Source organism: Corynebacterium sp. 122RC1, from assembly GCF_024580955.1.
Lineage (GTDB): Bacteria > Actinomycetota > Actinomycetes > Mycobacteriales > Mycobacteriaceae > Corynebacterium > Corynebacterium kozikiae.
The window spans coordinates 1-17743 of sequence record NZ_JANIKD010000004.1 but is presented as its reverse complement, the minus strand read 5'-3'; the positions used below and the strand labels follow the sequence as shown (position 1 = coordinate 17743).

The 17743-nt window shown below is 60.5% G+C and carries 11 protein-coding genes, 1 tRNA gene and 1 pseudogene; 9 read left to right on the top strand and 4 right to left on the bottom strand.

Annotated features, from left to right (window positions below; genetic code table 11):
* Positions 1–6 precede the first annotated feature (6 nt).
* The 4 genes and pseudogenes from NQ050_RS02850 to NQ050_RS02835 all read left to right on the top strand — a co-directional run bounded on the left by NQ050_RS02850 (position 7) and on the right by NQ050_RS02835 (position 7475).
* Positions 7–3318, top strand: coding sequence for an ATP-dependent DNA helicase (locus tag NQ050_RS02850; RefSeq protein WP_257037896.1), 3312 nt, complete (start codon positions 7–9; stop codon positions 3316–3318).
* Positions 3319–3432: 114 nt separating this feature from the next.
* Positions 3433–4500 (top strand): annotated as a pseudogene (locus NQ050_RS02845) (TrkA family potassium uptake protein); the annotation flags it as partial.
* 90 nt (positions 4501–4590) lie between these two features.
* Positions 4591–5403 (top strand): NAD(+) diphosphatase, encoded by an 813-nt coding sequence (locus tag NQ050_RS02840; protein WP_257037765.1) that lies wholly within the window; start codon positions 4591–4593, stop codon positions 5401–5403.
* The gene (locus NQ050_RS02835) at positions 5400–7475 is read left to right on the top strand and encodes an ATP-dependent DNA helicase UvrD2 (protein WP_257037764.1); all 2076 of its coding nucleotides are present in this window, start codon (positions 5400–5402) and stop codon (positions 7473–7475) included. The genes NQ050_RS02840 and NQ050_RS02835 overlap by 4 nt, the downstream gene beginning before the upstream one ends.
* Here the strand turns inward: NQ050_RS02835 and NQ050_RS02830 are convergent.
* Positions 7472–8317: a TOMM precursor leader peptide-binding protein gene (locus NQ050_RS02830; RefSeq protein ID WP_257037763.1), complete on the bottom strand. Its 846-nt coding sequence runs from the start codon at positions 8315–8317 to the stop codon at positions 7472–7474. The genes NQ050_RS02835 and NQ050_RS02830 overlap by 4 nt on opposite strands.
* A gap of 34 nt (positions 8318–8351) precedes the next feature.
* Between NQ050_RS02830 and NQ050_RS02825 the strand changes: the two genes are divergently transcribed.
* Positions 8352–8873, top strand: a complete 522-nt coding sequence (locus NQ050_RS02825; protein ID WP_257037762.1) for a M48 family metallopeptidase — start codon at positions 8352–8354, stop codon at positions 8871–8873.
* A gap of 16 nt (positions 8874–8889) precedes the next feature.
* Here the strand turns inward: NQ050_RS02825 and NQ050_RS02820 are convergent, their stop codons facing one another.
* Positions 8890–10317, bottom strand: a complete 1428-nt coding sequence (locus tag NQ050_RS02820; RefSeq protein WP_257037761.1) for a zinc-dependent metalloprotease — start codon at positions 10315–10317, stop codon at positions 8890–8892.
* 118 nt (positions 10318–10435) lie between these two features.
* Between NQ050_RS02820 and NQ050_RS02815 the strand changes: the two genes are divergently transcribed.
* On the top strand, positions 10436–11488 hold the full coding sequence (locus tag NQ050_RS02815; protein ID WP_257037760.1) for a PDZ domain-containing protein: 1053 nt from the start codon (positions 10436–10438) through the stop codon (positions 11486–11488).
* Here NQ050_RS02815 and NQ050_RS02810 read toward each other — a convergent pair.
* Positions 11485–12180: a hypothetical protein gene (locus tag NQ050_RS02810; RefSeq protein ID WP_257037759.1), complete on the bottom strand. Its 696-nt coding sequence runs from the start codon at positions 12178–12180 to the stop codon at positions 11485–11487. The two genes, NQ050_RS02815 and NQ050_RS02810, sit on opposite strands and share 4 nt — an antisense overlap.
* Before the next feature lie 73 nt (positions 12181–12253).
* The gene (locus NQ050_RS02805) at positions 12254–12715 is read right to left on the bottom strand and encodes a PPA1309 family protein (protein ID WP_257037895.1); all 462 of its coding nucleotides are present in this window, start codon (positions 12713–12715) and stop codon (positions 12254–12256) included.
* A gap of 238 nt (positions 12716–12953) precedes the next feature.
* Here NQ050_RS02805 and NQ050_RS02800 point away from each other — a divergent pair, with 238 nt between their 5' ends.
* The 3 genes from NQ050_RS02800 (at position 12954) to NQ050_RS02790 (ending at position 17571) form a co-directional block, all read left to right on the top strand.
* Positions 12954–15953, top strand: coding sequence for a UPF0182 family protein (locus tag NQ050_RS02800; protein WP_257037758.1), 3000 nt, complete (start codon positions 12954–12956; stop codon positions 15951–15953).
* Positions 15954–16176: 223 nt separating this feature from the next.
* Positions 16177–16250 (top strand) — tRNA-Met (locus NQ050_RS02795).
* Positions 16251–16959: 709 nt separating this feature from the next.
* Positions 16960–17571: a hypothetical protein gene (locus NQ050_RS02790; protein WP_257037757.1), complete on the top strand. Its 612-nt coding sequence runs from the start codon at positions 16960–16962 to the stop codon at positions 17569–17571.
* Positions 17572–17743 lie beyond the last annotated feature (172 nt).

Genomic DNA, 17743 nt, shown 5'->3' with positions numbered 1-17743 from the left:
GAAGCCATGACCACCCATACGCAACACCCAAAACCATTCGAGTCACGCATCAGCCCGAAAGACCTTTCAATCCTGCTGGGCCAAGAGCATCAACCTACCGACGAACAGGCAATGGTGATCGGCGCTCCACTCGAGCCGATGCTCGTTGTGGCCGGTGCCGGTGCCGGCAAGACAGAAACCATGGCTGCCCGCGTGGTGTGGCTCGTAGCAAACGGCATCATCCACCCAGACCGCGTCCTCGGGCTCACCTTTACCCGCAAAGCCGCGCAGCAACTCTCCAATCGAATCAGGGGTAGGCTCGCCCAACTCGCAGCAAGCGAAGGCATCAAAGACCTTGACCCAACCGGGGAATTGGCACGCACCCTCCAAGTTGTTGCCCCCACCATCTCTACATACGACTCCTTTGCGGGCAACATCGTTCAAGAATTCGGGCTCCTCGCACCCGTTGAACCAGGCTCGCGCCTCATCACAGCCACCGAGCTCTACCAAATCATCGACCGCGTGGTGCGCAACTATGACCAGCCACTCATCGAAAATCAGATAGAGATCAACTCCGTCGTCACAAACGTCCGTGACCTGATGAGCAACATGGACAACCACATGGCCAACTTGGAGGACATCCGTGAGGAAACCCAAGCATTCATCCACAACGTGGAAAATATCGCGGCGGAATCGAGCAAAGGTACAACCGCCTACGCAATGAAGTGGCTTTCAATTGCCCAACGCAGGCTGGAACTCCTCCCACTCGTGCAGCAGGTCAATGAGTATATGGAAGATCACCAGCTCATGACCTTCGGCCGCAAAATGAGCATTGCAGCAACACTCGCCGCCACACACCCGCAGGTCTCGCAGGCGCTCGCGCGCCGTTTCGACGTCGTCCTCCTTGACGAATACCAAGACACCAGCCACGCCCAGAGGGTGTTGCTTCGCGAGCTCTTTGCTGACGTTGCAACTACCGCAGTGGGTGACCCTATGCAATCCATCTACGGTTGGCGCGGCGCCACCGCGGCAAACCTCCTGCGGTTCCAACACGACTTCACCACAGCCGGCGAGCCATCGGAAAAACTCCAGCTCCTCACAAGTTTCCGCAATCCCCCGGAAGTGCTAGAGGTGGCCAATCACGTCTCCACCTCATTGCTCGGCGAGCCGGGCAACCCAAAGCGAACCGTGGCACCTCTCAAAGAAGGTCCCGCGAACCTCAAAGGTGAAGTCCAAATGGGGTTCTTTGCCAACCCGGATGAGGAACGCGCTTTTGTTGCGGGCGCCCTCGCGCAGGAGTACCACAGCAAAGCCAACCAACCCCAAACTCAAAAGCAATCCAACGAAGAAGAACCCAAGCCCAAGGCATTCACTGCCGCAGTGCTCGTGCGCAAAAAGAAGCACATGGCGGCAATCGCACAAGAACTCCAGCAGCGAGGTGTGCCCGTAGAAATCGTGGGCCTCGGTGGGCTTTTGGGCGTGCCGGAAGTTGCAGACATGGTTGCCGTGGCGGAAATGCTCATCCGCCCCCAGCGAAACCATGCTGCGCTGCGCATCCTCACCGGGCCGGCCGTACAACTTGGCGCAGCAGACCTCATGGCACTTTCAGAGCGCGCCCGAAACCTTGCTGGCCGCGCTACCGAACGCCGAAACTTCTCCGAAAACCCGGAACGGCGGCTTGAGGAAATAATTGAGGAAATCCTGGAAGAAAACCCCGAAGCAGCAGTAGGCCTCACAGACGCCATCGCAGATCTCGGGGAGGAACAACGCTACAGCCAGGAGGGCTACCGCCGTCTCAGCGAGCTGGCCTCCAAACTGCGCTACCTGCGCACCTACTCCCTCAGCGGATCGCTGCCTGACCTGTTTACGGATATTGAAACTGTGATGGGCATCCGAACTGAGGTGCTCACCAGGGAAAATCCACACAGTGACGGTGCGGTGGGCACCGTTCACCTTGACAGATTTGCCCAAGAAGTTGCTGCAATGGCCAACATCCCCGGCATGCAACTCACCAGCCTCTTGAACTACCTAGAGCTCGCAGCCAATGAAGAAGGCGGCCTGGCCCCCGGTGAAGTACAAGTTCAGGCAGACCGCGTGCAAATCATGACCGTCCACGCAGCAAAAGGCCTGGAGTGGGGAACCGTAGCGGTCCTACACGCGGACTCAGAAACCTATGACAAAACCCAGACCTCCACCTGGGCAACCGCCCCACAAGAACTGCCATACGCCCTGCGCGGTGATCTGCAAAGTCCGGACAACCCCACCGGCGTGCCCGAACTAGGGGAATTGGAAGCAGAAACACTTACTGCGCTCAAAAAGGCCATTGAGGCACAAAAAGCTGAGTTCAAGAGGCTCGAAGAAGACGAATCTGTGCGGCTGTTCTACGTTGCCGTCACACGAGCGGAGCACCGACTATTCATCACCGCATCCTCCAACCCAGCCACCAAGAAGGCTACAAAGCCCGCACAACAACTCGCTGCGCTCATGGACAAGTATCCCGGTTGGACCGTCGCCCGTGCAGAAGATGAGGAACCCGAACAGCCAGCACCAGTGGAAGCGGAGTTCCCACCTACCTACACCGTTGCGGGAGTGCAGGAAGTGGGCCGAGCACTCGAAGATTTACCAGCGTTGGAAAGCGACGGCGGGCTGTTTGACCGCTGGGAACAGGAAGTTACCGCGCTCATTGAAGAACACGAGGCAGCACAAGCACCGGTAGTCGAGGTGCCCTTAAGCGCAGAAATGACGGCATCGGACATCGTGGCGCTCACCGCAAACCCCGAACAGTTTGCCCGGCGCCTGCGGCGTCCCGTGCCATTTAAGCCCAACACCTTTGCAAAACGTGGCACCAAGTTCCACCTATGGCTCGAAGAACGCTTCGGCTCAGCAGCCCTCCTGGAAGAAGACGAACTGCCGGGAAACACCGAGCCGGAAGAAGATATCGAGGCCCTCAAGAAGGCCTACCTGGCCAGCGAATGGGCACAGCGAACCCCGGAATACGTTGAGCAAGGCTTCGAGGTAGCCCTAGGCAACACCGTGGTGCGAGGCCGCATGGATGCCGTCTTCGCACAAAAGGGAGTCCAAGGCCAAGATGCACCGGAGAAAGCATGGCTGATCGTGGACTGGAAAACAGGCCAACCACCAGCAGATGCCGCAGAAAAACGTGCAGTGCAACTCCAACTCGCCGTGTACCGCTACGCATGGGCCAAATTGAAAGGAATTGACCTTGAGCGCAACCCCGAACAAGTACAGGCAGCGTTTTACTATGTGCGCTACAACAAGCTGGTGCAACCCACAAACTTGCCGGGCGAACGTGAGCTAGTAGCGCTGCTGCAACGCTAGTTGTACGCTTTGGCGTGACGTGTGAGGGCAACCACCCAGCAATCAAGAAACCCACCTTCACACAAGCAATGCACAAGTTTTCTCCACAGAAAGCCGGAAAAGGGAAAGAACGCGATGGCCCGAAACCCCGCCAGGCGCAGCATCGAGGCGCCAGAAACTGGTGTGCCTGACCAGGCACAATTCGGCGTGGTTGGCCTGCCAAGCCCGCGCTACCGCAGCCCCGTTCGGCTCATTGCGCGGCGCTTCGGCTACGCCATGTTGCTGGTGCTCGCGGTGGCCCTGATCGTGTACTTCGACAAAGGCGGATACAGCGAAGACCTCACCTTCATCGATGCGCTCTACTACTCCGCGGTGTCCCTATCCACCACCGGCTATGGCGACATCACACCAGTTACTCAAGGCGCCCGCCTACTCAACATCATCATCATTACACCGCTACGTTTGGCGTTCCTGATCCTCCTCGTGGGCACCACCCTTTCGGTGCTCACCGAAGAGTCGCGCCGGGCATGGCAAATCCAACGTTGGAGGAAGACTTTGCGGAACCACACCGTGGTCATCGGATACGGCACCAAAGGCCGCTCCGCAGTAGCAGCCCTACTCGCAGACGGCGTAGCCCCCAAAGACATCGTGGTGGTAGACACCGACCAACACGCGCTGGACACCGCCGCGAAAAGCGGCCTTGTCACCGTCAACGGCAGCGCAACCAAATCCGAAATCCTCCGCCTCGCAGGTGTTCCCAAGGCAAAAGCCGTGGTGGTAGCACCCAACATTGACGACACCGCGGTGCTCGTCACCCTCTCGGTACGCGAGCTCTCCCCAAGTGCCTGGATCGTGGCCAGCGTCCGAGAATCGGAAAACCAACACCTCCTGGAGCAATCCGGCGCAGACTCCGTGGTGATCTCCTCCGAAACAGCAGGGCGCATGCTAGGCCTAGCAACTGTGACTCCATCCGTGGTGGAAATGATGGAAGACCTCCTCTCCCCAGACGAAGGCTTCAGCGTTGCAGAACGCCCCATCACCGAAGATGAAGTAGGTGCCAACCCACGCCACCTCGCAGACATTGTGCTCGGCGTGGTGCGCTCCAACGAGCTCTACCGCATCGACTCCCCAGAAGCGGAAACCGTGGAGCCAGGCGACCGCCTCCTCTACGTCCGCCGCGTGTTCTCCGAAGACCTCAAGGACCCCTCCGGCACGCTGCAAAGAGCGCCGCAGAAGACGGCACAAAAGTCTCAGCACAAAACCAAGCCCGCCAATTAGCAGCACGGTTGCACCATGGCCACACGCTACCTGCTTGTCGACGCGCAAGGGCGCGTACCCACCCACGCCCACGCGCGGGGCACCGTCCGCTACCTCCACGCCCCAGCACAAGACCAAGCCTCCCAGGCATACCAAGTCACCACTGAACTCTGGGTACAGCGAGTAGCGGACCTGCGGCCATACACAGACACCGCAAACCGCGTGGCAGACCCACTGGTGCAACGAGCCATCGGGCTGCTCGGCTACCGCGAACGCACCACCTACCATCCAGGCAGCGGGGAGGCCCTCCACTTTGCAAACCAACCGATGGCCGTCGGACGTACTCCCGCACAACACGAAGTGTTCCCTCGCATCGACCCCGCCGTCATCGGGCGCATCACCCTCCGCGCCGAACGCCAGCACCCACCAAAGTTGCTGCTCGCACAAAACCGGCTGCGCCCTGGTTACTACTCGCTCATAGCCGGGTTCGTGGAGCTCGGGGAAAGCATTGAACAAGCATTCATCCGGGAGGCATTAGAGGAGACCGGAAGACGCGTGGAGAACGTGCAGTATGTGCGCAGTCAACCATGGCCCTACGGTGGCTCGCTCATGCTCGGCGTGGATGCCACCACCGCTGACGAAGCACCCATCGCGCCCACGGACGAGGAACTCATGGACATCCGCTGGGTCACCCCGGAGGACATCCGCACCAGGACAATTACCTTGCCGGGGCGCAGCTCCATTGCGTACACAATGATCACGGAATGGGCCCAAACAGCAAGCACAGCAAATACAGCAAGCACAGCAAATACAGCAAGCACAGCAATTACAGAGGAGCCGGGGCAGTGACACCCGCACCACACAGCGTGAACCTTGAAGACCTGGACCCAGACCAGCGCGCGGCGGCACTCGCGCCCCGCGGGCCGGTTGCCATCCTCGCGGGAGCGGGCACCGGCAAAACCCGGACCATTACCTACCGAATCGCGCACCTCATCGACCAAGGGCTCGCCAGCCCCAATCGTGTGCTCGCCGTGACCTTCACGCGCCGGGCGGCCTCGGAGATGCGCCACCGCCTGCAAACCATGGGCGTTGGGGGAGTGCAAGCCCAAACGTTCCACTCTGCGGCGCTGCGGCAACTGCGCTACTTCTGGCCACAAATCGCAGGCGACCTTCCGTGGCGGATGCTGGACAACAAGTTTGCCCTGGTGGCACGTGCAACCCGTGGCGCTGGGCTGGACGCCTCCACCGAAACGGTGCGTGACCTCATCAGTGAAGTGGAATGGGCCAAGGCGCGCCTCATCAGCCCAGATCAGTACGCGGAATCCCTTGGCCAGCGCACCCCTCCGCAGGCAGCAGACAAGGTGGCAGAAGTGTACCGGCGTTACGAACAAGCCAAAAACACCCCAGAGGGATTCTTGCTGGACTTCGATGACCTCCTCCTGCACACCGCCGGGGCGCTTGAAAACTCCATCGGCATCGCAGAGGAGTTCCGGGAGCAATACCGCACCTTCGTGGTGGACGAATACCAGGACGTTACCCCCTTGCAGCAACGCGTGCTCGATGCATGGCTTGGCCAGCGCGACGACCTCACCGTGGTGGGCGACGCCAACCAAACCATCTACTCCTTCACCGGCGCAACACCGGACTACCTGCTCAACTTCTCCAGGAAATACCCCCACGCGGCAGTGGTGAAATTGCAGCGCAACTACCGTTCCACCACGCACATCACGAACTTTGCCAACACCGTGATCGGCAAAGCTACCGGCCGCGTTGCCGGTACCCGGCTCACCCTCCAAGGAATGCGCCAAGGTGGGGCAGAACCAGAGTTTCGCACCTACGATAGCGAACCCGAGGAAGCCCGCGGGGTGGCCCAAGAAATCAAGAAGCTGCAGCACAAAGGCGTGGAACTCAAAGACATCGCCGTGCTCTACCGGATGAACTCGCAATCGGAGGCCTTCGAACAGGCGCTCGCTGAAGCCGGCATCGTCTACCAGGTGCGTGGCGGAGAAAAGTTCTTTGAGCGCCCCGAGATCCGTGAAGCTATGGCGCGCATCATCCGCGCCCAGCAGCAAGGCGCCGTACCCGCGCTGCGGGGTGCGGACCTTGGCGGCGTCGTAAGAAACATCCTCGCCCCCTTGGGCTTGGACTCACAAGAACCCGAAGGCGCGCGTGCCCGCGAGCGTTGGCAGGCACTGCGGGCGCTTGTGGACCTCGTGGAAGAACTGGGGCGTGCCACCCCTGACCTTGACTTTGAAGGGATGCTCGCGGCGCTGAGGGAGCGAGCCAGCGCCCAAGTGCCGCCAACTATGCAGGGCGTGACTTTGGCGTCGCTGCATGCGGCCAAAGGTTTGGAGTGGGACGCGGTGTTCCTGGTGGGCCTCGTGGAGGGCACCCTGCCGATCACCCACGCCATCAAGGCAGATGATGAAGCCATCGAGGAGGAGCGCAGGCTGTTCTATGTGGGCGTCACGCGCGCCCGCGAGCACCTGTTCTGCACCTGGTCAAAGGCCCGCCAAGAGGGCGCCAAAGCCACCCGCAAGCGCACCCGATTCCTCGACGGCCTCATGCCGGAACCCACCGCATCCACAGAACTCACCCAACCGGACCGGACTCGCCGCCGCCGCACCTGCCGCATCTGCGGGGAACCGCTGCTCAGCCCCGCGGAGAAAACCATGGGCCGCTGCGAGGACTGCCCAGGTGGCAACGAGGAAGTCTTTGAGGCCCTGCGCACCTGGCGCGCCGGCGTGGCCAAAGACATCCAAGCCCCCGCATACATCGTCTTTACCGACGCCACCCTCCACGCCATCGCCGAAGCCCTCCCCTCAACCCCCGAGGAACTCCTCGCCATCTCCGGTGTGGGCCAAGTGAAAGTGCAGCGCTTCGGGCAAGGAGTCCTGGAAATCACCACCCAATTCCTCTAGCCCTGTTCGCGCTCCCAGCACACCGGGCAGCGCGGATGGCGCAGAACTGTGCGCTCCACCTGTCCCCACGCATCTACCCGCCATATTTGCCCTGGGAACACCTGCTTCGGCGCCACGCCGGGACTTGCCACATGGCTGTGCAGCGAAGCCACCACCGCAGCCACCGTGCCCGCCGCCCGCAGCAGCACGGGGAAGGCAACCTGGGCGCGTCGGTACTGTTTGCGCAGCACCTGCCAATGCGGGTCCACGTCGGCATGATGCAATTCCACGCACGCCAGGCAGGCGCCGGTGCCGCCAAAAATGATCGGGCCAATTACCACTTTGCCGTCCACGCTTTGCACCGGGATCACATTGCTACATTTGGCTAGCGCAAGCACCTGCTCGTGGTGGCTGACGTCGGGGTGGAAAGCAATGGTGAGGTCATTGGGGCCCAGGCGGTGCAGGAACGCCGCGCGGGACTCGTTTTTCATTTGGGTGCGCTGCCGGTAATTGCCGTGGCGCAGGTCCTGATCTACCAGTGGGCGGATCGGCCCGTTGCCGAGCATCGCCACCGCGGGAGTAGCGGAGCGAACCTGCAGCACCCCATGCGCCAGGAGGTCCTCCACCAGCGCCGTCGCGGCAACTGGCTCCAGCCCCGCGGCCACGCACCAGTGCTCCAGGTCTTGGCGTTTGATGGCTACCGCGCTGCGTTGCAGGCTTTTGGCGAGCTTTCGTTGTAGCGTTGCTGGTGTTTCCATCACCCCCACCACGGTGGCATCCATGCCGAACTGCAGGTGATGTGGTGGCCTCAGCAGCACCGCCGCCCCCGGCGCGAGCTGCACATATTCTTCCCCCGTGTGCATACCCACCATTCCACCACAGGAAAGGCGCTGCCGCATGCCCGAGCTCACCCCCGCGTCCATTCCCGACTTCCCCGTGGAAGTCATCCGCTCCACCAAACGCCGCAAAACCATCAGCGCCCGCTTCCACGGCAACACCCTCCAGGTGCGCATCCCGGCGCGGCTCAGCCGCACGCAGGAGCAGGAGGCGGTGGCGGAGTTGGTGGAAAAGGTTGCGCGCAGCCGCACGAGCAGCACAATTTCCGACGCGCACCTGGCCGCACGCGCCCACGCCCTCAATGCGGAGGTGCTGCAGGGGCAGGCAAAGGTGAGCAGTATCCGCTGGGTGGACAACCAGACGCAGCGTTGGGGTTCCTGCAGTCAGCTCACAGGGGAGATCCGTATCAGCTCGCGGCTCAAAGGCGTGCCAGCGTATGTGCTTGATGCGGTGATCGTCCATGAGCTGGTGCACACCTTCATCAGCACGGGGCACAGTGCGGAGTTTTGGCAGTGGGCAGACAGGGTGGAAAAGGCGGAGCGCGCCAAAGGCTTTTTGGAGGCCTGGGCGCGCATGCCTTAAACGCTACGCAGCAGCGTTACTTCTGCTCATCTTGCGAACCTGAATCCGATTCCGGGTCCGATTCCGTTTCAGGCGCTTCGCCCTCATCAGAATCACCCCCGTTGTTTTCGTTTCCCTTTCCGGAGTTTTCCTCAAGCATCGCCTCAAGCTTTGCGATCTCCGCGATGGGGTCAAAGGTGTCCGTGCCTTCGGCGGAGTCCAGCAGGGAATCAATGAACTCTGCGGAGTTGGCAACGTCGTCTGCCGTCGGCATGAAGTCTGGATGGTCCCACACGCGGTCGCGGCGCTCGGTACCTACGGCGATGCCGACGCGTCGCCACAGCTCACGGGCCTCATCCACGGCGATGTCCTCCATGATAACGCCCGTGACCTGCGCGAAAGCGCTTTGTGCGGAGCCGCCAGAGGTGCGGCGACGCCGCCACGCCTGCTCAAGCTCCTTCGTGTGCGGCATGCGCTCGCCCAAGGCTTCCGCCACTACCAGCTCGGCCCAGCCCTCGATAAGTGCCAGCAAGGTGGCCAGGCGGTTCTTCGCGCCGGTGTTGCGGGAGACCAGCATGGAGTTCATATCTATGCCTTGGAGGGATTCCATGGCCTCTTGCATCGCGTGTGGGTCGCCTTGAGCAGATTCCAGGGTGCGCATCACCTCATCAATTGCGGACGTGTCCAGCTCAAGGCCCTGGGCATATTCCTCCACGGAGGCAACCATGCGTTCTTTGAGCCAGGGCACATGGCGGAACAGGCGTTGGCGGGCTGCCTCGCGGGCAGCGAGGAATACGAGCACTTCCTGCGCGGGGACGTCGAGCTCCTTGGTTGCCTCCTCCAGGTTGTGTGGCAGCAGCGCCGTGACGCCGCTCGGGGCCACGTCAATGCCAAAGTCTGAGCCGGAGAGGGCGTGGGAGCTGAGTTCGCCGAGCCGCCCGGAGAGTTGCATTGCGTAGTTCATGCTGGCCATCTGCTGCATTGCGCCGGCCATCGGGCCCATCATTTCCGCCTGCTCGCTTGGCATGGCGTTGAGCTGCGCCTGCTGGGTTTGCTCGGCCATGGGGGAGATGAAGCGCTTCCAACCCGCCAGGGTGTTGTCCAACCATTCCAATTGGTTCCAGGCTTGGACTTGGTTGCCGGAGGCGGGGAGGATCGTGGCGTCGTCCAGCCAGAGCTCTACCAAGCGCACAGATTCTTCTACGGCAGTGCGTTCTTGGTCGCTGATCTTCTTGGGTTGGCCGATCATCTGTTTGGCCATGCGGGAAGCCACGGCGTAGTTCACCGGTTCGGAAGGGTCGGAGCTGTTCATGGCTTCGCTGAGCCCGGACATCATCTGCCCGAACTGCCCCAGGATGTCACCGAGGCCGCCGCCAAAGCCGAAGGGGTTTTGGTTGTTGCGATTGTTGGCGTCATCGTCATCGCCGCCAAACTGGAAGGAGAAACCAAAGCCGTTGCTGTTCATGCCATACACGCTACCGAAGGCCCAGGACATGCTGCCACGAAAACCCGCACGCTCACAGCGAACACACTTCACCCACAACTTCGCAGCGCATTGAAACCCAGTGATACGCTAGAACACCGTGAATCGACGCCTACGCACACTCATCCTCGGCTTTATCCCAGTGGGCCTGCTGGGGCTGTTGGTGACGGTGGACCACATCCCGGGCACCTCTATCAACCTCACCGTGCCCTACGCGGCGGAAGGCCCCGGGCCCACTTTCAACACCTTGGGGGAAGTGGACGGCCAGGACGTGGTGGAGATTGAAGGCGCAGAACTGGATCCCACCAGTGGCAACCTCAACATGACCACTGTCTCCGTGCGCACTGGCATGACGCTTGCCCAGGCGCTGGGCCGTTGGCTGCTCACCAATGACACTCTGGTGCCCATCGAGGAAATCTTCCCCCAGGACATGACTGAGGAAGAGGTCCAGGAGGCGAACCAGCAGGCGTTTAGCACTTCGGAGGCCGCGGCCACCATCGCGGCGATGAACTACCTCAACCTGCCGGTGAACATTAACGTTGCCGAGGTCCTCGAGGATTCCCCAGCCCAAGGGGTGCTCCAAGCAGGCGACACACTCCTGCGTGTTAACGGCGAGCCCGTCACCGGCGCTGCGCAGGTCAGAGACTCCATCCGCGCGCTGGCCCCCGGCACCGAGATCACCATCACCTACCAGCGCGATGGGCAGGAAAACGAAGGGAAGGTGGTGCTTGGGGCTTCGCCTGACGACGCCGACCGGGCGCTGCTCGGGGTGCTGATGGAGGCGGCGCCGGCGTCGGGAATTGATGTGACCTTCCACCTGGAAGATATCGGTGGCCCTTCTGCGGGCATGATGTTCTCTTTGGCCGTGATTGATAAGCTTTCACCAGGTGAGCTCAACGGCGGCAAGTTTGTGGCCGGCACCGGCACGGTGGATGACTCCGGTGAGGTGGGGCCCATTGGCGGCATTGTCCACAAGGTTGATGCTGCCCGCCAGGCTGGGGCAGAGGTGTTCCTTGCACCGCGGGCCAATTGCGCCGAAGCGGTGAGTCGGGAACACGGTGACATGACCATCATCGCGGTGGATTCAATTGAGGATGCCATCGCAGAGCTGGAGGCCTACAACAGCGGCCAAGCGGTGGAGACTTGCAGCTAGCTGGCTCCTGGAGCCTCGCTAGTGGGTTCCTCAGAGCCGCCAGACTTCTGCGCTGCCTCACGGTTGAAGCCCACCAATCCGAGCTCCTCGATGATCTCCTTCGGGTCCGATTCATCAATGGAGACCATCTGCTTCATCACCAAGCCAAGGTCATTTTCCACCACGGTAATCAGGGCGGTGTTGCCAAGAATGGACCAGCCCACCACGCGGGAGCCGGTATCTTCCATCACCCGTGAGCTGCGGAGTTCCGTGAGTACCTGGGTGGAGGATGCTGCATTTGAATCAGACTCGAAGAACTGGAACTGCCCCACGTTTGGGCCGGAGCAGGCCATGGAGTTTTCAATGCCTGCGCGGTCACAGGAATCAAACTGATCAAACAGGGAATCCGGTGCGAGTGCGCCGAAGCGCTGCCGTGCTTCCTCCACGTTTTGTGCACGGCGGCTTGCGGTGGAAGGAGAGGTGGAGGCAGCGGCGCTGCTGGTAGCCTCGGCCTGCGTGCTCTGGGCTGCAGCAGAGGAGGGAGCTGCGGCAGAGGTAGCGGCGGTGGCCGTTGCCGTGGTTTCGGCTGGTGCTGTAGCGGAAGGCTGCTCCTGGTCTCCGGCGGAACAAGCGGCAAGCGTGAAGGCCAGCGCGCACGCCAAAGACATCCCGCTGAGAGCGCGGGCGTGGGGGACACGAGCAACTAGACGCACGGGGCAACTCCTTGGAGACGGGCGCGGAAAACGGGCGCGGCGCCTTCGGGCGCAACGAGCAAACACTCACATTCTAGTCGAGCGTTGCACGCAACGCAGCAATCACCCCAGGGGCAATGCCAGGCCCGCCGCGCAGCTCAATGTTGTCATCTGCAAAGGCTCCTGCCGCGTCGAGCTCCTCCTCGGTGGGTTTTATTTGCAACAGCGTGAGCTCGGCACCTTCCCGCAGCACCCCTGAAAACAGTCGAGCTTCGCGCGCCGTGGGGGCGTCGGAAGCCGCGTCCTTGAACATGATCTCCTGCGCGAGCACCGCACCCACAACCTCCTGCGGCCAGGTGATGCGGGAGAGGTAGTCGCCGAGTTCCTCTGAGCCGCCGCTGATGTGGGTGGGCAGGCCGTCTTGGACTACGAGTGCGAGTGGGGAGGTGTCTTCCTCGGGGATGTGCTGCTCGATGAGCTCGGCTGGAACCAGCCCAAAGAGCGTTGGTGGGGCGTCCCAGCCTTCCGAGTGGATGAACTCTACCGCCTCCAACATCGCGCGATTCAGCGCTTGCGGGCTGAGCGTCCGGTCTGAAGGGGCGTCAAAATCTTTGCTGGAAGCCACGGTTGGAAAACCCTCACAATCTCAAAATGCAAAACTCCCGTAAACTTGAGCGTTGCATGTCTTCTGCCTGTGAAGCAGTCTAACTCAGCCTGTGCTGGGCCTGGGCGCGCAGGGCGGGGGAACACACAGCGTAACTAGCAATGTTCACACTCAACTAAGGGAGAGACAGTTGACGCAAGGCCTCAAGCCACCGTCTCCTGCAGCAAAGCGGCCATCGCGGATGTGGACCACCATTTTTGTGGTGGTGGGCATCCTCATTGCCGTGGTGCCAACCGCCATCGGCTTCTACACCGACTGGCTCTGGTTCGGCGAAGTTGGATTCAGGGGGGTGTTCCAAAAAGTCATCTTCACCCGCATCGCACTCTTTGTGATCTTTGCGGCTATCGCGGCGCTCGTGGTGTGGCTCGCGGGCTGGGTTGCCTACCGCGGGCGGCCCAGTGAGCTGGAGCAATTCGATCTCAGCGGCCCCATGCTGGAGTACCGCCGCGTGATTGAGGCCAGCGTGCGCCGTCTTCTGGTGGTCCTACCGCTGTTCATCGGCGCGATCGCCGGCATGTTTGGCCAGGCCAACTGGCGGGTGGTGCAAATGTTCCTCAACCGCCAAGACTTTGGCGTGCAGGACCAGCAGTTTGGCTTGGACTACGGCTTCTACGCCTTTGTCCTGCCCATGCTGCGCATCCTCGTGTCCACCTTCTCCGTGCTGCTGGTGGTGGCATTCCTGGTGGCGCTGTTCGGGCACTACCTTTTGGGTGGTATCCGCATTGGCAACCAAGCCGCGGGCATCAAGGGCGTGGTGTCTCAGCCGGCGCGCATCCAACTCGCAGTCACCGCGGGCCTGTGGATGCTGCTGCGCGTGGCCAGCTACTTCCTGGATCGCTACGAGCTGCTGTTCAACTCTCACCCCACCTTCACTGGCGGTTCCTACACTGACATCAACGCCGTGCTGCCCGCCAAGATCATCTTGATGGTGATCGCCGCCGTGGTGGCCTTGAGCTTCTTCGCTGCCGTGGTGCTCAAAGACCTGCGCATCCCGGCGCTCTCCACGGTGCTGATGATGCTTTCCGCGTTGGTGATCGGCACTGCCTGGCCACTGATGATTGAGCGTTTCTCCGTGCAGCCAAACCGCGCGGAAAAGGAAACTGAATACATTGCTCGAAACATCGAGGCAACCCGTTACGCGTACGGCATCACCGACGAGCAGGTGACCTACATTGAGGACTGGGGCGCAAGCGGTGCGAGCAACGAGGCCGTGGCAAATGATACGGCCACGGTGAGCAACATCCGCCTGCTGGACCCGGAGATCGTTTCCCCAACCTTCACCCAGCAGCAGCAACTGCGTAACTTCTACGGCTTCCCCGAGTCCTTGACCGTGGACCGCTATGAGATCGACGGCGAAATGCGAGACTTCGTTGTTGCCGCGCGCGAGTTGAATCCGAACTCCCTGCGGGAAAACCAGCGCGACTGGATCAACCGGCACACCGTATACACGCACGGCAACGGCATTGTGGCAGCCCAGGCAAACCAGGTGGATGAGGTTGCGCGTGACGTCGGCTCTGCCCGCGGCGGCTACCCCGTTTACACCGTCTCCGACCTCTACAACACGGACACGGACGCCCGCGCGATCGGCCTCGACGTCACCGAGCCGCGCATCTACTTTGGCCCGCTCATCGCATCCGCAGCCGACGGCGCAGACTATGCGGTTGTGGGCACTGCCGACGGTACCGCCGTGGAATATGACACGGATACGTCCACATACACCTACACCGGCCAAGGCGGCGTGGGCATTGGCAACGTGTTCAACCGAGCAGCCTTTGCGCTGCAATACCAGGAGCTCAACCTCATCCTTTCTGAGCGCGTGAATGAGAACTCCAAGATCATCTACCAGCGCGATCCCCGCGAGCGCGTACATAACGTTGCGCCATGGTTGACCACGGACTCCACCACCTACCCAGCCGTGGTTGATGGCCGGATCAAGTGGATTGTGGACGGCTACACCACCCTGAGCGCACTGCCATACGTCTCGCGTACCAATTTGCAGGAGGCTACGCAGGATACGTCGGCAGGCGTGGGCGCCGTGGACCAGCTCGCCGTGTTTGACCAGGTGGGCTACATCCGTAACTCCGTGAAGGCAGTGGTGGATGCATACGACGGCACCGTGGAACTCTACGAGTTCGATGAAAACGACCCCGTGCTGAAAGCCTGGGAAGGCGTGTTCCCCGGAACCGTGAAGCCAAAGAGTGAGATCTCTGAAGACCTCATGAACCACCTGCGCTACCCAGAGGATATGTTCAAGGTGCAGCGTGAAATGCTGGCTCGCTACCACGTTGATGACGCCCGCGAGTTCTTCACCAACGACCGCTTCTGGTCCGTCCCCGGCGACCCATCCGCAGACGAGGCACAGCAGAACATCGCTCAGCCCGCATACTACGTGGTGGCCGCAGACCCAGAGACGGGTGACCCAAGTTTCCAGCTCATCACCCCATTCCGTGGCTTGCAGCGTGAGTTCCTGGCGGCACACATGTCCGTGAGCTCCGACCCTGAGACCTTTGGTCGCATCACCGTGCGCGTGCTGCCCACCAACACGCTCACCCAGGGCCCGAAGCAGGCGCAGGACACCATGATGTCCTCGGACCAGATCGCCTCCGACCGCACCCTGTGGGGCGAAACCAACGAGCTGTTCAACGGCAACCTGCTCACGTTGCCTGTTGGTGATGGTGAGATCCTCTACGTGGAGCCCCTGTACTCGCAGCGCAAGGGCCAGGACTCGGCGTTCCCGAAGCTCCTGCGTGTGCTCGTGAGCTACAAAGGCCAGGTGGGCTACGCCCCAACCATCTCTGAGGCACTCGCCCAGGTGGGCATCGACCCACGCGCCGCGCAGGACCTCGCCGAAGCTGACTTGGACAACACGCAGACCGCCAGCGCGCCACGCGTGAACGAGGGCTCCACCGATGCGGAATCTACCTCAACCGGCGCGGCTCCGACGACCTCCGCGCAGGCACCGGCATCGGCACCGGATTCTGTGGGTACTGAGGCGGAGGCCGTGCAGGCAATCAACGACGCCCTCCGTAACCTCGAAAATGCTCGTGGCGGCACCAACGAGGAGTATGGCCGTGCGCTCGATGAACTTGACCGCGCCGTGCGCGCCTACCAAGGGTTGGTGAACAACTAGGGCAGTGGGTTGGCGAGCCTGCTCTGGGTTCCCCAATCCCCGTATTCCGATTTCCGAAACCTGAAACCTGAATCCCTAGCCTGAAGCCGAGCCTGAAGCCGGGTCTGAATCCCCAGCCGCCGATACCCGTGTGTGCTGGGGATTTGGTGTTTGTGGGGAAGCGGGTGTAGATTTAAAACCCGTTGCACCGAAGCAATCAATTCGATTACTTCTTGCACCGCGTCGCGGGGTGGAGCAGCTCGGTAGCTCGCTGGGCTCATAACCCAGAGGTCGTAGGTTCGAATCCTGCCCCCGCTACTAGATAAATGTCTCGCAGCATTCTTCACGGTTTGCTGCGAGGCATTTTGTATTTTTTGGGGTACTCGGTGTCTTGATGTTCAGTAACAATGGTGCGCAAACCAATTCGATTGGGTAAAGCGATTAGAGAAACGCCTTTGGTCTGAGGAAACGATTTTGAAACACAATCAATTGTTATCCATTTGAGCTGTCGTTGCCACGGCCCTGTTGGGTTTGTCACCAGCTGCGTCTGTCCACGAAGGCGGCGCGGACTTGCTTCATACTGAAATTGCGGAAATAGCCGATCAGTGGATGATTGAATTGGAAACCTCTGGGCCGCAGCAGAACCATGACTCTATTTCAGGTGCGGGGGTGGGGATCGGGCCTCTGGTCATGGTTGCAGATAACCCACACTTTTCTCAGGGAGATGTCTCGGCACATGGTTGCTATATAGGAGGACCAGCCGGTGGGCGGGCAGTGGTGAGGAACTGGATTGAGAAGAAAAACGGAGATGGAACCTGAGTGAGGGTAGCCACAGGCTCGCAGGTTACTGTTCCTGAAGGTCTGGCCTAGGGGTAATCGCTCGAACGCTCGAGCCGACTGCCGCAATCTCAACCGCACGCTCTATCGAAACGTTGTGAATGTTGCCATAATAGGCGCTGTAGACTCACCAATGAAGGCTTATAAAGAGAACTAGGTGAATTGTGGCGTTTAGCTGTGAGGTGCTTCGATGATCTTGACTCTGAGCGCCACATGGAAAAAAGATCCTCATGGACCGTTGCGGAACTCAGAGCAGTCCGAGGATCTCTGGAGTTTGATTAACGCTATTGGCTCGATTATCTCTGGATCCTCGTTATCTCCCTGGTTTTTGGGGGAAAGCAATGAAGAGGAATTGTGCTTTGACGGTCTGTGCGAAGATTTGGTATTAGAGTTCTACGCTTCTGATCAGACGCACCCATCTGCCGTCGAATATCTGCCAGTGATTATGCTTGCTACCGAAATCGGGTTGCGAAAAGGCTTTTCTTCTTTCGAGCTTTCGAAAATCGATGTCGCTCTTCATCCAGGGGAGAGCTGCCGAGTACCTACGGATCCGTGGTGGAGCAATTACTTCAATAATTCCCAGTCTCATCCTCGGTATGTGATTGAAGTTTCCCCAGAACCGAGTGACTTAGCACTTCTTGCAGAATCCATTTGCCCAAATTTGTTCAACAGCAACGGTAAGGCACTGCTAGCCAGCTCCTGGGGTCTTGTTGAATGTGCCTCCCTGGTGTCTGTTTTGTCCACCATCGAACCTCAATGGTCAGTACTTTCAGTCAAGTCACGGCCGTTGAACGCTCACTGAGAATAGGGAAGCAACGTCTTTTTAAGATCACGTCCCTTGCAAGTGGGGGGTGTTCCTATATAGGTTGTCAACTCCGTGGGTGAGATTGTTGGGGGTGTGAAGGGCTTCTGTTTTACTTCGGCGATGTTGTTTTCGGGCATGCTGAGGGGCCGATTGGGCTTCCTGCGCAATC